The 13132-nt window shown below is 73.4% G+C and carries 11 protein-coding genes; 6 read left to right on the plus strand and 5 right to left on the minus strand.

Annotated features, from left to right (window positions below):
• Positions 1-108 precede the first annotated feature (108 nt).
• Both ACFVXH_RS31085 and ACFVXH_RS31090 read left to right on the plus strand, forming a co-directional pair.
• Positions 109-600 (plus strand): HPP family protein, encoded by a 492-nt coding sequence (locus tag ACFVXH_RS31085; RefSeq protein WP_375875281.1) that lies wholly within the window; start codon positions 109-111, stop codon positions 598-600.
• Positions 601-981: 381 nt separating this feature from the next.
• Positions 982-1902 carry a LysR family transcriptional regulator gene (locus tag ACFVXH_RS31090; RefSeq protein WP_380781342.1) on the plus strand — a complete coding sequence of 307 codons (921 nt, stop codon included), beginning with the start codon at positions 982-984 and terminating at the stop codon, positions 1900-1902.
• A gap of 191 nt (positions 1903-2093) precedes the next feature.
• Here the strand turns inward: ACFVXH_RS31090 and ACFVXH_RS31095 are convergent, their stop codons facing one another.
• Both ACFVXH_RS31095 and ACFVXH_RS31100 read right to left on the minus strand, forming a co-directional pair.
• On the minus strand, positions 2094-2864 hold the full coding sequence (locus ACFVXH_RS31095; protein ID WP_387829180.1) for a GNAT family N-acetyltransferase: 771 nt from the start codon (positions 2862-2864) through the stop codon (positions 2094-2096).
• 53 nt (positions 2865-2917) lie between these two features.
• Entirely contained in the window at positions 2918-3718 is an 801-nt protein-coding gene (locus tag ACFVXH_RS31100; RefSeq protein WP_049651648.1) for a crotonase/enoyl-CoA hydratase family protein, read from the minus strand.
• 163 nt (positions 3719-3881) lie between these two features.
• Here ACFVXH_RS31100 and ACFVXH_RS31105 point away from each other — a divergent pair, with 163 nt between their 5' ends.
• The gene (locus ACFVXH_RS31105; protein ID WP_387829182.1) at positions 3882-5216 is read left to right on the plus strand and encodes a PLP-dependent aminotransferase family protein; all 1335 of its coding nucleotides are present in this window, start codon (positions 3882-3884) and stop codon (positions 5214-5216) included.
• Positions 5217-6883: 1667 nt separating this feature from the next.
• On the opposite strand, the gene ACFVXH_RS31110 is transcribed toward ACFVXH_RS31105, so the two are convergent.
• Entirely contained in the window at positions 6884-7858 is a 975-nt protein-coding gene (locus ACFVXH_RS31110) for a helix-turn-helix transcriptional regulator (protein ID WP_387829184.1), read from the minus strand.
• A gap of 106 nt (positions 7859-7964) precedes the next feature.
• Here ACFVXH_RS31110 and ACFVXH_RS31115 point away from each other — a divergent pair, with 106 nt between their 5' ends.
• Positions 7965-8516: a DinB family protein gene (locus ACFVXH_RS31115; protein ID WP_380781334.1), complete on the plus strand. Its 552-nt coding sequence runs from the start codon at positions 7965-7967 to the stop codon at positions 8514-8516.
• Between the two features lie 100 nt (positions 8517-8616).
• Here ACFVXH_RS31115 and ACFVXH_RS31120 read toward each other — a convergent pair whose 3' ends face one another.
• Positions 8617-8832, minus strand: a complete 216-nt coding sequence (locus ACFVXH_RS31120; protein ID WP_387829186.1) for a heavy-metal-associated domain-containing protein — start codon at positions 8830-8832, stop codon at positions 8617-8619.
• Between the two features lie 452 nt (positions 8833-9284).
• Between ACFVXH_RS31120 and ACFVXH_RS31125 the strand changes: the two genes are divergently transcribed.
• Complete coding sequence (locus ACFVXH_RS31125; RefSeq protein WP_387829188.1) at positions 9285-9983, plus strand: DUF3152 domain-containing protein; 699 nt, start codon at positions 9285-9287, stop codon at positions 9981-9983.
• A gap of 197 nt (positions 9984-10180) precedes the next feature.
• On the plus strand, positions 10181-11119 hold the full coding sequence (locus tag ACFVXH_RS31130; RefSeq protein WP_369808293.1) for a glutaminase: 939 nt from the start codon (positions 10181-10183) through the stop codon (positions 11117-11119).
• Positions 11120-11230: 111 nt separating this feature from the next.
• Here ACFVXH_RS31130 and glmS read toward each other — a convergent pair whose 3' ends face one another.
• Positions 11231-13057 (minus strand): glutamine--fructose-6-phosphate transaminase (isomerizing), encoded by a 1827-nt coding sequence (glmS, locus tag ACFVXH_RS31135; RefSeq protein WP_387829190.1) that lies wholly within the window; start codon positions 13055-13057, stop codon positions 11231-11233.
• Positions 13058-13132: the final 75 nt, after the last annotated feature.

The raw sequence follows: 13132 nt of genomic DNA on the forward strand, positions 1-13132 counted from the left end.
TCCTGCCCCCTGGACGGAATGTGCCCGACAGGCAAAACGTCCTACCTTTCATTCAACAGTCTGTTTATCATCTCCGGGTCCCCGTCCCTCGTCCGGAGTAGCTCACGCATGTCCACACCACCGCCCGCCGCCACGCCCGGACGGCACCCGCTGCACGCCCTGCGGGCCACCGTCTTCGCCATCGGCGCCCTGCTCCTGCTGGTCGGGGTGGGAGTACTGCTCGACCAGCCACTGCTGATCCCGCCCCTGGCCGCCAGCGCCGCCCTGGTGCACGGCGCGCCCGGGCTGCCGATCTCGCAGCCGCGCAACCTGGTCGGCGGGCACCTGATGTCGGCCCTGATCGGCTTCGCCACCCTCGCCGTCACCGGCAGCACCACCTGGGGTGCGGCCGTCGCCGCCGGGCTCTCGCTCGGCGCGATGATGCTCACCCACCTCTCGCACTCCCCGGCCGCGGCCACCGCCGTGATCGTGGTCCTGCAGGCGCCGCACCCCGTGCCCTTCCTCCCGCTGCTCGTCCTGGCCACCGGGCTGCTGGTCGTGATCGGCCTGCTGCCCGGCCGGATCGGCGGACACCCGGTCCGCTACCCCGTGTCCTGGTGACGGCCGCGCCGTACTGACCGGCTCTCCACTCTCCCGCCGAACGCCGACGGCCGGGTCATCCGATCGGATGACCCGGCCGTCATCCGTTCCACCCGGCACGGACACCCGCTCCGCCCATACCGAGGCGAGCGCCCCCGGCACGACGCACCCCGAGCATCGGCGCGCCGCCCCTCCGTCGTACATCACCGCTCTTGCACGGAACTGCTCTTGAACAGATGCGGGTCGACACCCGCCCGCCGCTCCCGCCACAGCGTCCGGAACGCCGGCGGGGTCAACGGGCGGGTTGCCGCCCTGGGCCCTGGTCCGATGATCGATCCCCCGCAACACCCAAGTCAATCCGCCGATTTGCTGGGACCCCTCCAAGCGATACCTTGGGTCTCCGTGACCATTGACGACCTCCGCGTCTTCGCCGCGGTCTGCCGGGCCGGCTCGCTCAGCGCCGTCGCCCGCGAGCTGAACTGCACCCAGTCCGCCGTCAGCCAGCACGTGAAGCGGCTCGAACGGGAGGTCGGCCTCGCCCTGATCGAGCGCCACCCGCGCGGAGTCGTCCCCACCACGGCGGGCAGCCTGCTGCGCACGGCGGTCGCCACCGGCCTCGGCGGCATCGACCACGCGCTGCACCGGATCGCCGAACTCTCGCGCGGCGAGGGCGGATCCGTCCGGATCACCACCGGGGCCACCAGCATCCGGCACTTCATGTCCGCGGCCGTGGTGGACTTCCGGCGGCGCTTCCCCCGGGTCAGCCTGGAGTTCCAGACCGAGGTCTCCAGCCGCAGCTGCCTGGAGTCGCTCAACGCCGGCCGGGTCGACCTCGCCTGGATCACCCTCGGCGCCCCGGCCCGGGGCATCGACCAGCAACCGGTGGTCGACCTGCCCTGGGTGCTCGCCGTCACGGCAGGCGACCCGCTCGCCGCCCGGGCCAGGATCTCCCCCGCCGACCTCCAGGACGCCCGGCTGATCGGACTCCCGCAGAACTCCGTCTCCCGCTCCCAGGTCGAGTCCTGGCTGGGGAAGTCGGGCATCCGGCCGGTCTTCGACACCAGCGTCGCGGACTGGGACACCGCGATCCTGCTCGCCGAACTCGGCCTCGGCCACGCCGTCGTCCCGGCCCTCCCGCAGTGGCAGGGCCCCGGCCACCCCGGCCTGCGGCTGCTCCCGCTGCCCGACCTGCCCGCCCTCACCGCCGGGTGGGCCGTCCGGGACTGGGAGAACCTCGGCCCGCTCGCCCGCGCCTTCGCCGACACCGTCGCCGCCCACTGCGGCCGCGAAGCCCCGCCGGCCGTCGATCCGGAGACGGCCTGACCCCGCCATGCCCCGCCCCCGCCCGCTCCCCGGAGCTCGCCGTCCGCAGCGGGGCGAAGTCCTCCGGCAGGACGTCCAGCAGGCCGCGCACGCGGTCCCCCGCCCGCACGGCGTGCGCCGCCTCGCAGCGCAACTGCCTTGGCAGCTCCGGCCGGTGGAGCAGACCGTGCCACCGCCCCGCGCCCCGACCGTCACCGACCATAGAAGGCGTGACCGCGCCCGATCTCCTCGAAACCCCGGCGGCCGTACCACTCACGCGGCCAGTCCACCGCGTCCGCGAGCAGGAACAGCTGCGGGACACCGGCCTCGGCCGCCAGTGCCAGGCCGGTCGCCAGCAGGGTGTCGCCGTGCCCCGCACCGCGGTGCCGCGAACCGGTCACCAGATCCTCCAACTGGCCGAGCCCGACGGCTGGTTCGAGATAGAGGTCGCTCCAGGCCGCGACCTCGCCGGCCGGCGTCCGAGCGGCCAGGAAGTGCACCCGCTCGGCACCACGCAGCCGGGCGGAACGGCGGTCGGTGAGCTGCCGGGCGAGCTCCTCGTCCTCGATCCACTCCCACTGCTGGCGCAGCACCGCCTCCCGTACCTCGGCCAACTCGACGGGGAGCGCGGCCGGTTCGGGCCGCCGGCAGCCGAGCGTCGACCGGGCCAGGACCACCACGCCCTCCCGCTCCCACCCCGCCGCCGCCAGCACCGGGGCGGCCCGCTCACCCGACTCCGGGTCCAGCACCGTGACGCGGTACCGGTGGCGGCGCCCCAACCACCGGGCGGCCAACTCGGGCAGCACCGCCGGGTCGGTGCCCGGGCCCTCGACGATCAGCTGGTTGTGCTCCTCCGATTGGCCGAACGCCGCGTCCCGGACGGCGAACACCCCGGGGAACTCCGGAAGTTCGACGGTCTCCGCCGCCTGGCGGCGGGCGAAGGCGGCGCGGAAGGCGGTCACACGGGCGAGTAGATCCGACATCCCGCCATGATCAGCCCCCGGTCGCCCGCCGACAACAACTTTCCGGTACCGCCTCAGGATTCCGCACCGGAGGACGAGCTGCCACCGGAGGACGAGCGGTCCAGGAAGCGCCGGATCCCGTCCCGTACACCGTCCGTCGGCACGGTCGCCGCGAAGGCCGCCGCCTCCACCGCGAGCCCCTCGTCGATCGGCAGGTTGATGCCCCGGGTCACCGCCCGCAGGCAGGCGGCCACGGCGGTCGGCGCGTGCCGGATGATCCGCTCGGCCAGATCCCGTGCGGTGTCCAGCAGTTCGTCCGCCGGGACGACCGAGTTGACCAGGCCGATCTCGGCGGCGCGGGCGGCCGGGACAGGGTCACCGGTGAGGATCATCTCCAGGCCGCGCTTGCGGCCCACGTGCCGGGGCAGCCGCTGCGAGCCGCCGAAGGGCGGCGGGAAGCCGAGCGAGATCTCGGGCTTGGCGAAGGTCGCGTGCTCGGCCGCGACGGCCAGCGGGGCGGCCTCGGTGATCTCGCAACCACCGCCGAAGGCAAGGCCGTTGACGGCCACGATGACCGGCTTGGGGAACTCCTCGATCCGCCGGGTGAGGGTGTGCCCGCGCCGGACGAACTCGCGCAGCGCCCGCTCGGGCCCGCCCGCGATGCTGGCCGCCAGCGACGGGATGTCGGCACCCGCGCTGAACGCCCGCCCGCCGGCGCCGGTGAGGATCACGGCGCGGACGGTGTCGTCGGCGTCGATCCGGTCGAGCTCGGCGAGCAGCGCGTCGATCGTCGGGTAGTCGAGGGCGTTGAGCTTCTTCTCCCGGTCGATGGTGAGGGTGACGACGTGCCGGTCCCGCTCGCTGCGGATGGTCATGGGCGCGTGCTCCGTTCCTGGCCTCGCTGCTGGATGTGACGAGGCTAGGAACACCGGCCCAGGACAATCCACTTATTGTCCTGGATACACTCCGGTACGCACCCGTCCACGCCTGTGCACGCCCGTGCCCGGACCGTCCACTCCCCGGAAGGGCAGGTGACCCGTGCGACCGCCCTCCTACAAGGCCATCGTCGACGAGTACGCGACCGCCATCCGCTCTGGCGCGCTCCCGGCCGGCACCCGGCTGCCGACCCACCGCACCCTCGCCCGCGAGCGGCGGATCGCCCTCGCCACCGCCACCCGGGTGTACGCCGAACTCGCCGCCGCCGGGCTGGTGGTGGGCGAACAGGGCCGCGGCACCTTCGTCCGGCTGCGCTCCGGCTACGACGGCCTCGAACCCTCCCGCGCGCTCCCCGTGCCCCGGGTGGCCGACCTCTCCTTCAACCAGCCGCTCTCCCCCGGGCAGGGCGACCAGCTGCGGCAGGCCCTGCGCGCGCTCGCCTCCTCGGGCGACGCCGAGGCCCTGCTGCGCCAGCACCCGCCGGGCGGCCACCGGCACGACCGGGCCGCGGTGGCCACCCACCTGCTGGACCGCGGGATCGACACCGCACCCGAGAACGTCCTGCTCACCAGCGGGGCGCAGCAGGCCCTGGACTGCGTCCTGCGGACGCTCACCCGCCCCGGGGACGTCCTCGCCGTGGACGCGCTCGGCTACCCGGGCATCAAACTGCTCGCCGCCGCCCACGGACTGGACCTTGCGCCCGTCCCGGTCACCGCCGACGGCCCGGACCTCGACGCACTCGACCGGCTCTGCCGCACCCGGCCGGTACGGGCGGTGTACACCCAGCCGACCGTCCACAACCCGCTCGGCTGGGTGCTCGCCCCGGCACAGCGCGAGCGCCTCGTCCGGCTCGCCGCCGACCACGGCCTCACCCTCATCGAGGACGGCACCTACGCCTTCCTGGAGGCCGCCCCGCCCCCGCCCCTGCACGCCCTCGCCCCCGAGCGCACCTGCTACCTGGCCGGCCTCTCCAAGAGCGTGGCACCGGGCCTGCGGTTCGGCTTCGCCGTCCTGCCCGACCACCTGCTCCGGGCCGCCACCACCAGCCTGCGCGCGGCGGCCTGGGGCGCCCCCGGCCTGATCACCGCCCTCGCCACCGGCTGGCTCACCGACGGCACGGTCGCCCGGCTGGAACAGGAACGCCGCACCGACGCCGCCGCCCGCCAGTCCATCGCCCGCACCGCCCTGACCGGCCTGACCACCACCGCCCACCCCACCTCCTACATCCTCTGGCTCACCCTCGAACCCCACCAGCGCCCCGACCACGCAGCCGCCGCCCTGGCCGCCGAAGGCATCCTGATCTCCACCGCCGACGCCTTCGCCACCACCCCCCACCACCCCAACGCCCTCCGCCTCGCCCTCGCCACACCCCCACTCCCCACCCTCCCCACCGCCCTCACCCACCTCCGCACCACCCTCGAAGCCATCGCCCCCTGACCCCCCCACCATCAAAAGCCGACGGCCCCGACTTCCCATTCCGCCACCACAACCCGGCCATACCGAGCGCCGACAGCACATCAGGCCCCACCCGACCCGCTCTCACCACAACCACACCAGAAGTCGGCCATGCCGACTTCCCACGCCACCCCGCCCACAAGGACCCGCCCCATCCCCACCTGACAAGCCCCACTTGATCCCCCACGCCCGCGCGTACGTCGACGGGTCCGATTTCCCACTCCGCCCACCAGCCCGCCACGAACCCGAACCCGCCCAGACCGGCGCCAGAAGTCGACGGGTCCGACTTCCTACTCCGCCATGCCGCCACAGCTGCACAGACCGGAAACATGGCATTCGATGGCAGGGGCACACTCACCGGCCACACCAGCACTCGGCCCCGGCGACTTCCGACGCCAGCACCTGCACCGGGCCGAGGCGCTAACGCCCCAACGGCCACCCGTCAGAAGTCGGCCTGGTCGACTTCCTACTCCGCCACAACGGGCCGTCATCCGACCATGGCGAGCGCCAGAACAGCAGACCACGACAAAGCAGCCGCCGGAACGCTGCACCACACCCCTTGCCAACGCCAGAAGTCGGCCGAGCCGACTTCCCACGCCACCACCCACCCTCGGCCGCAACCCAGGGACGGGGCGAAGGCCGAGGGTGAGGGCAGAGGCGGGGCAAACTCCGCCCAGGCGCAGCAAGGTGCGCGGACTGTCAGCACCAGAAGTCGACCAAGCCGACTTCCCACGCCACGACCCGCCCCCCACGCCCACGCGGCACCCACGCCCACGCCAAATGCCATTGGGCCTGAACCCGCCCAGGGCCCCGCGCCAAAAGTCGACGGGTCCGATTTCCCACTCCACCTACCGGCCCGCCACAAACCCGAACGCGCCCAGAGCGGCACCAGAAGTCGACGGGCCCGACTTCCTGCTCCACCAACACCGGCCATGCCGCCATAGCTGCTCAGACCGGAAGCACGGCATTCGGTGGCCGGGGCACACTCGCCGGTCACACCGGCACTCGGCCCGGGCGACTTCCGACGCCGGCACCGGGCCGAGGCGGTGATGTGCCGATGGCCACCCGCCAGAAATCGGCCCGGCCGACTTTCCACACCGCCAACCGCTCCCGGCCGCGCCCCGGGGACGGAGCGAACGCGAAGGCCGAGGACGAGGGCAAGGCCGAAGGTGAGGACAGAAGCGGAGCACGATGCGCGGACCGTCAGCACCAGAAGTCGGCCGGGCCGACTTTCCACTCCACCACCCACCCCGACCGCAGCCCAGGGACAGGGGCGAGCACCGACACCGGAGCGAGCATGAAGGCCAAGGCCGGGCGCAAACGCGGGGCCGGGCAAGCAACAGCCAGGCGCAGCGGGATGCACGGACTACCGACACCAGAAGTCGGCGGGGCCGACTTCCTACTCCGCCGCAACGGGCCGTCGTCCGCCCATGGCAAGCACCGAAGCAGCAGACCACGACGAAGCGGCCGTCAGAGCGGCGCACCACGCCCCTTGCCGACGCCAGAAGTCGGCCGGGCCGACTTCCCATGCCACCACCCACCCCGGCCGCAGCCCAGGGACAGGGGCGAGCACCGGGGCCGGGCAAGCAACAGCCAGGCGTAGCGGGATGCACGGACTACCGACGCCGGAAGTCGGCCAGGCCGACTTCCTACGCCTCCTCCCCCTCCGCCGCTGCGCGGGCGAAGCGGGTGCTCCAGTCCGTGAGCAGGGTCCGGAGGGCGTCCGGGGCGAGTACCTGGAATTCGGCGCCCAGGGAGCCGAGGGCCATGGCGGGCCAGTCGAGCGAATCGGCGGTCATCCGTAGGCGGCAGCGGTGCGGGGTGACGGGTTCCACGGTGCCCCAGCGGCCGACGCGGGCGCGGACGAACTCCGCCGGTGCCTCGATCAGGGCCTCCACCTGGTGCGGTCGGGGCATCCTGTTGAGGCCCGCGCGGACGAATTCCGCCGCGTCGGCCGCCGGGAGGGTCCGGGGGGCGAAACGGGCGCCGCTGCCGGTCGGGGCGGTGAGGCGGTCGAGGCGGAAGCTGCGCCAGTCGGCCCGGTCGAGGTCGTACGCGACGAGGTACCAGCGGCGGTTCAGGCAGACCAGCCGGTGCGGTTCGACGTGCCGGTCGGTACCGCGCCCGTCGGCGGCCGTGTACGAGAACCGCACCCGCTCGCCGTCCCGGCAGGCGAGTGCCACCACCGTCAGGACGTCCGGGTCGACGCCCGTGCCCGTCCGCGTCCCCCAGTCCACCGGGACGGTGACCGCGCGCAGCGCCTCGACCCGGCGGCGCAGCCGGGCCGGCATCACCTGGACCACCTTCGCCAACACCCGCGCCGAGGCCTCGGCGACGCCCTCGACCGGGCTCTCGGCCGCCGCCTGGAGGCCGACCGCGAGGGCCACCGCCTCCTCGTCGTCGATCACCAGCGGTGGCAGCGCCGCGCCCGCCGCGAGCTGGTAGCCGCCGTCGACGCCGCGCTGGGCCTCGACGGGGTAGCCGAGTTCGCGCAGCCGGTCGATGTCACGGCGCAGGGTGCGGACGGAGACGCCGAGCCGGTCGGCCAGTTCGTCGCCCGGCCAGTACCGGTGGGTCTGGAGCAGGGAGAGCAGTCGCAGCGTCCGCGTGCTGGTGTTCGCCATGCGTCGATTCTCCCTGGGATTCAGGACAGGAAGTGACCGCAATGGTCCGTAGCGTTGTTCTTGTCCGAGGGAGCAGGAACCCGTAGCAGGAACCCAGCGAAAGGCCATGACGATGACCACGACCACCACCCCCGCCGCCACGCAGAACCTCACCGGCGAGCGCGCCGACCTCCTGGCGGCCCTGGAGAAGCAGCGGCACTTCCTGCGCTTCACCACCCGCGACCTCACCGACGAGCAGGTCGGCCTGCGGACGTGTGCGAGCGAGCTGTGCCTGGGCGGCCTGATCAAGCACGTGACCAGCGTCGAGCGGCTCTGGGCGGAGTTCATCGTGCAGGGCCCGGCCGCGATGCCCGACTTCACCGCCTGGACCGAGGAGGACTTCGCCCGCCGCGCGGACGAGTTCCGCATGCTGCCGGGCGAGACGCTGGCCGGTGTCCTCGCGGCCTACGCCGAGGTGGCCGTGCGCACCGACGAGCTGGTGGCCACCCTCCCCGACCTGGACGCCACCCAGCCGCTGCCGAAGGCCCCGTGGTTCGAGGCGGACGCCGAGTGGTCGGCCCGCCGGGTGCTGCTGCACATCGCCAACGAGACGGCCCAGCACGCCGGTCACGCCGACATCATCCGCGAGTCCCTGGACGGCGCGAAGAGCATGGGCTGAGCCCGGCCTGCGGGACAGCGGCGGGGCCCGTCGACGACAGCCGACGGGCCCCGCGCCCCCGGCACCGCACCCCCGGACCGCCCCACCCCCGGAACCGCCCTCAGGCCTGCCCGACGAAGATGAACCCGGCCCCGTCGACGACGCGGCGGACCAGGGCCTCGTCCAGCGGCTGCGCGGAGGCCACGGTGACCCGTCCGCTCGGCGCGTCGGCACTGACGTCGGTGACGCCCGGCAGGACGGCGAGCCCGGCGCTGACCGTCTTCTCGCAGTGGCCGCAGCTCATGCCGTCGACGGTGAAAACAGCGGTGGTGGACATGACGGCGCCTCCGATGGCAGCTCGCTCGGGACAGGGCCGACCCGGACGGATCGACCCGCCCTACGACACCCGAATCCGACGGCGCCGCCCAGGGACACGCCGCCGGGGTGACACCATCGAGCGGTTCCGGGAACCACCCGGGCCTCCCGTCCGACAGGGGCTGGCACCGTGGCGCACGCCACCGCCCGAACCGCGAAGGCGCCCCGTACCGCGAAGGCGCCCTGAACCGCCGCCGCACCCCGCCCCGTTCCTCCAGGTACCACCCTTTCGCACGACCGGGCGACGGCCCGGTCGCCGATCGGCCGCCCCGGCCCGCCGATCCCGTCCTGGAGCACTTCCGCCATGTCCACCCTGGCCCCGATCCACGCCCGACCGGACACCACCGCCCTCCTGATGGCCCACGCCGCCCTGCGCGGCGTGTACGGCCATCTGGCCGCGGCGGGAGCGGGCCGGTGAGGGCGCCCGAGCGGCTGCGCCGCTGGAAGCCCCGGCACGCTCTGCCCGCCCTCGCGCTGGTCGCGGCGCTGACCGCCGGGCTGCTCTGGTGGCAGCCGTGGAGCGGCGGGGACGGTGACCGGCTGGCGTTCACCACCGCGCCGGGCGGCTCCGCCCGCTTCGGCACCGGCGAGCACCTGTACCGCTACAAGGTGCGGGTGGAGGACGGGATCGCGGAGAGCCCGGCGCAGTTCGCCGCCGAGGTCGACGCGGTCCTCGGCGACGTCCGGCACGGCTGGGCGGCCGGCGGCACGGCCTCGTTCCAGCGGATGCCCGCCGACCCGGTGGACTTCACCGTCTACCTGGCCACCCCGAAGTCCACCGACCGGATCTGCGGCCAGTACGGGCTGGACACCGGCGGCTGGGTGAACTGCGGCGTCACCCACCAGGTGGTCGTCAACCTCACCCGCTGGACCGAGTTGTCCGAGTTCTACCAGGGCAGGCCCGAGCAGTACCACGCGCTGGCCGTCAACCACGAGGTCGGCCACATCCTCGGCAACGGCCACGTCGACTGCCCCGGCCCGGGCGCCCCGGCGCCGGTGATGATGCAGCAGATCAAGGGGCTGCACGGCTGCGTCCCCAACGGCTGGCCGTACTCGGACACCGGCACCCTGCTCACCGGCCCGCCCGTCCAGGCCCCCACCAACGCCCCGTAGCCGGCCCGCACGCCGCCGCACACCGCCGAGCGGCACAACCCGGCACCGACGGCCTCACGACACCGCACGGGGCGAACCACCCACCCCCCTCCCGACCCACCCGCCCGAAACACGGATAATCCTGGTCGGACCGGACGCACCGCACCGCGCGCCCGGTCCCGGTCGTGTTCCCAGTCGGTGCCGGTGGAGGAGAAGCGTTGAACGGTGTGCCCGGCGGGGAGTACCTGGACTGGCCGGTCCTGCTGGAGGCCGCCGAGGCGGCCGCCCGGGCGACCACGGGCCGGGGCCGGGTCGCCGACTACATCCCGGCCCTCGCCACCGCCGACCCGGAGGCCTTCGGCATGGCCGTCGCCACCGTCGAGGGGGAGCTGCACGGTGTCGGGGACTGGCAGCGGCCGTTCTCCGTCCAGAGCGTCTCGAAGCTGTTCTCGCTCGCCCTCGCGGTGGCCTACGGCGGTGACACGCTCTGGCAGGGCGTCGGCCGCGAGCCGTCCGGCAACCCGTTCAACTCCCTGGTGCAGCTGGAGACCGAGCACGGCATCCCGCGCAACCCGTTCATCAACGCGGGCGCCCTGGTGGTCACCGACCGGCTCCACACCATGACCGGCGACGCCTCGGGCGCGGTACGGGAGTTCCTGCGCCGCGAGTCCGGCAACCCGCTGCTGGACACCGACCCGGTGGTCGCCGCCTCGGAGGCCGAGCACGGCCACCGCAACGCCGCGCTGGCCCACTTCATCGCCAGCCACGGCAACCTGGAGAACCCGGTCGAGACCGTCCTGGAGCACTACTACGCCCACTGCGCCGTCGCGACCAGCTGCCGCGACCTGGTGCTGGCCGGCTCCTTCCTCGCCCGGTACGGCGTGCGCGCCGACGGCACCCGGCTGATGTCCCGCAGCGAGACCAAGCGGATCAACGCCGTCCTGCTCACCTGCGGCACCTACGACGCCGCCGGCGAGTTCGCGTTCCGTGTGGGCCTGCCCGGCAAGAGCGGCGTCGGCGGCGGCATCCTCGCGATACTCCCCGGTCGCGCCGCCGTCTGCGCCTGGGGCCCGCGCCTGGACCAGGCCGGCAACTCCGTCGCCGCGGTCGCCGCCCTGGACACCCTGACCACCCTGTCCGGCTGCTCGGTCTTCTGACCTGCGGACAGCGGAACGCGGGCCCCGGCCGTCCGCACAGCGACCGGGACCCGCGGGTCCGTGACGAGCGCCCTCCGCTCCGAGGACGCCCTCCCCCGAGGCTCCGGGGGACTACTCCACCGTCACGCTCTTCGCGAGGTTGCGCGGCTTGTCCACGTCCCGCCCCAGGGCGACGGCGGCGTGGTAGGCGAGCAGCTGGAGCGGGATGTTGAGCAGCAGCGGGTCCAGCTCGGGCTCGCTCTTGGGCACCAGGATGCAGTGGTCCGCGAGCTTCTCCTCGGGCCGCCGGTGGCCGACGGCGATGACCCGCCCGGAGCGGGCCTTGATCTCGCCCAGCGTGGTGAGGTTCTTGTCCAGCAGCTCGTCGTCCGGAACCAGTGCCACGGTGGGCAGTTCGGTGCTGATCAGCGCCAGCGGGCCGTGCTTGAGCTCGCTCGCCGGGTAGGCCTCGGCGTGCACGTAGGAGATCTCCTTGAGCTTCTGCGCGCCCTCGCGGGCCACCGGGTAGCCGCGCACCCGGCCGATGAACATCATGCCTGCGGAGTCGGCGTACTCGGCGGCGAGTCCGGCGATGGCCTCGCTCTGCTCCAGCACCTCGCGGATCTGGTCGGGCAGCGCCTTGAGCGCGGAAACGATCCGGCGCCCGTCGGCGGGCGACAGGTCGTGGATGCGCCCGAAGTGCAGGGCGAGCAGCGCGAAGGCGACCACGGTGGAGGTGAACGCCTTGGTGGAGGCGACCGAGACCTCCGGACCGGCGTGCAGGTAGATACCGCCGTCACACTCTCGGGCGATAGCACTGCCCACCGTGTTGACGACGCCGAGCACCCGGCCGCCCTTGCGCTTGACCTCCTGGACGGCGGCCAGCGTGTCGTAGGTCTCGCCGGACTGGCTGACCGCGACGTACAGGGTGTCCGCCTCGATCACCGGGTTCCGGTAGCGGAACTCGGAGGCCGGCTCGCTGTGCGCGGGGATCCGGGCCAGCTCCTCGATCAGCTGCGCGCCCATCTCGCCCGCGTAGTAGGCCGATCCGCAGCCGAGGATCTTCACCCGGCGGATCTCGCGCAGCTCCCGGGCGTCCAGGTTGAGGCCGCCGAGGTGCGCGGTGGCGAAGCGCTCGTCGAGCCGGCCGCTCAGGGTGCGCTCGACCGAGCCGGGCTGCTCGTGGATCTCCTTGAGCAGGAAGTGCTCAAAGCCGCCGGTGTCGTAGGAGTCGACCTCCCAGTCCACGGTGGACGGCTGGCGGTGCGTGGTGCGGGCGTCCTCGGTGAAGGTCCGGAAGCCGTCGGCCCGGACGGTGGCCAGCTCGCCGTCCTCCAGGTGGACGACCTGGCGGGTGTAGCGGACCAGCGCGGAGACGTCCGAGGCGGCGAACATCTCCTTCTCGCCGATGCCCAGCACGATCGGGCTGCCGTTGCGGGCGACGACGATCCGGTCCGGCCGCTCGGCGTCGAGCACCGCGATGCCGTAGGTGCCGACCACCCGGCCGAGCGCGGCCCGCACCGCGTCCTCCAGCTCGACACCCTCGGCCACGTTCGCGGCGATCAGGTGGGCGAGCACCTCGGTGTCGGTCTCGGAGCGGAACACCGCGCCGTCGGCGGCGAGCTTGGCGCGCAGCTCGTCGGCGTTCTCGATGATGCCGTTGTGGACGACGGCGATCCGCTCGGCGTTGTCCAGATGCGGGTGCGCGTTGGCGTCACTGGGGACGCCGTGGGTGGCCCAGCGGGTGTGGCCGATGCCGGTGGTGCCCTTGAACCGGGCCGGCACGGCCGCGGCCAGGTCGGCGACCCGGCCCTTCACCTTGCGGAGCTTGATCCCGCCGCTGCGCCCGGTGACGGCGACACCGGCCGAGTCGTAGCCGCGGTACTCCAGCCGCGCCAGCCCCTCCAGCAGGAAGGGGGTCGCGTCCTTGGGGCCGATGTAGGCCACGATTCCGCACATGCGTGGTCTCCTCTTCGAAGTCTTCGGAAGGTCGGGAACGAGAGCAGTCAGCCCGCTGAGGGCAGCGAGGGCAGT

The organism is Kitasatospora sp. NPDC058184, assembly GCF_042883725.1.
GTDB lineage: Bacteria > Actinomycetota > Actinomycetes > Streptomycetales > Streptomycetaceae > Kitasatospora.

Bases quoted from the DNA above. Each gene is read 5' to 3' on its own strand.
- ACFVXH_RS31085 (WP_375875281.1), top strand. From the start codon at position 109: ATGTCCACACCACCGCCCGCCGCCACGCCCGGACGGCACCCGCTGCAC.
- ACFVXH_RS31095 (WP_387829180.1), bottom strand. From the start codon at position 2,864: ATGTCGGATCTACTCGCCCGTGTGACCGCCTTCCGCGCCGCCTTCGCC.
- ACFVXH_RS31100 (WP_049651648.1), bottom strand. From the start codon at position 3,718: ATGACCATCCGCAGCGAGCGGGACCGGCACGTCGTCACCCTCACCATC.
- ACFVXH_RS31110 (WP_387829184.1), bottom strand. From the start codon at position 7,858: ATGGCGAACACCAGCACGCGGACGCTGCGACTGCTCTCCCTGCTCCAG.
- ACFVXH_RS31115 (WP_380781334.1), top strand. From the start codon at position 7,965: ATGACGATGACCACGACCACCACCCCCGCCGCCACGCAGAACCTCACC.
- ACFVXH_RS31120 (WP_387829186.1), bottom strand. From the start codon at position 8,832: ATGTCCACCACCGCTGTTTTCACCGTCGACGGCATGAGCTGCGGCCAC.
- glmS (WP_387829190.1), bottom strand. From the start codon at position 13,057: ATGTGCGGAATCGTGGCCTACATCGGCCCCAAGGACGCGACCCCCTTC.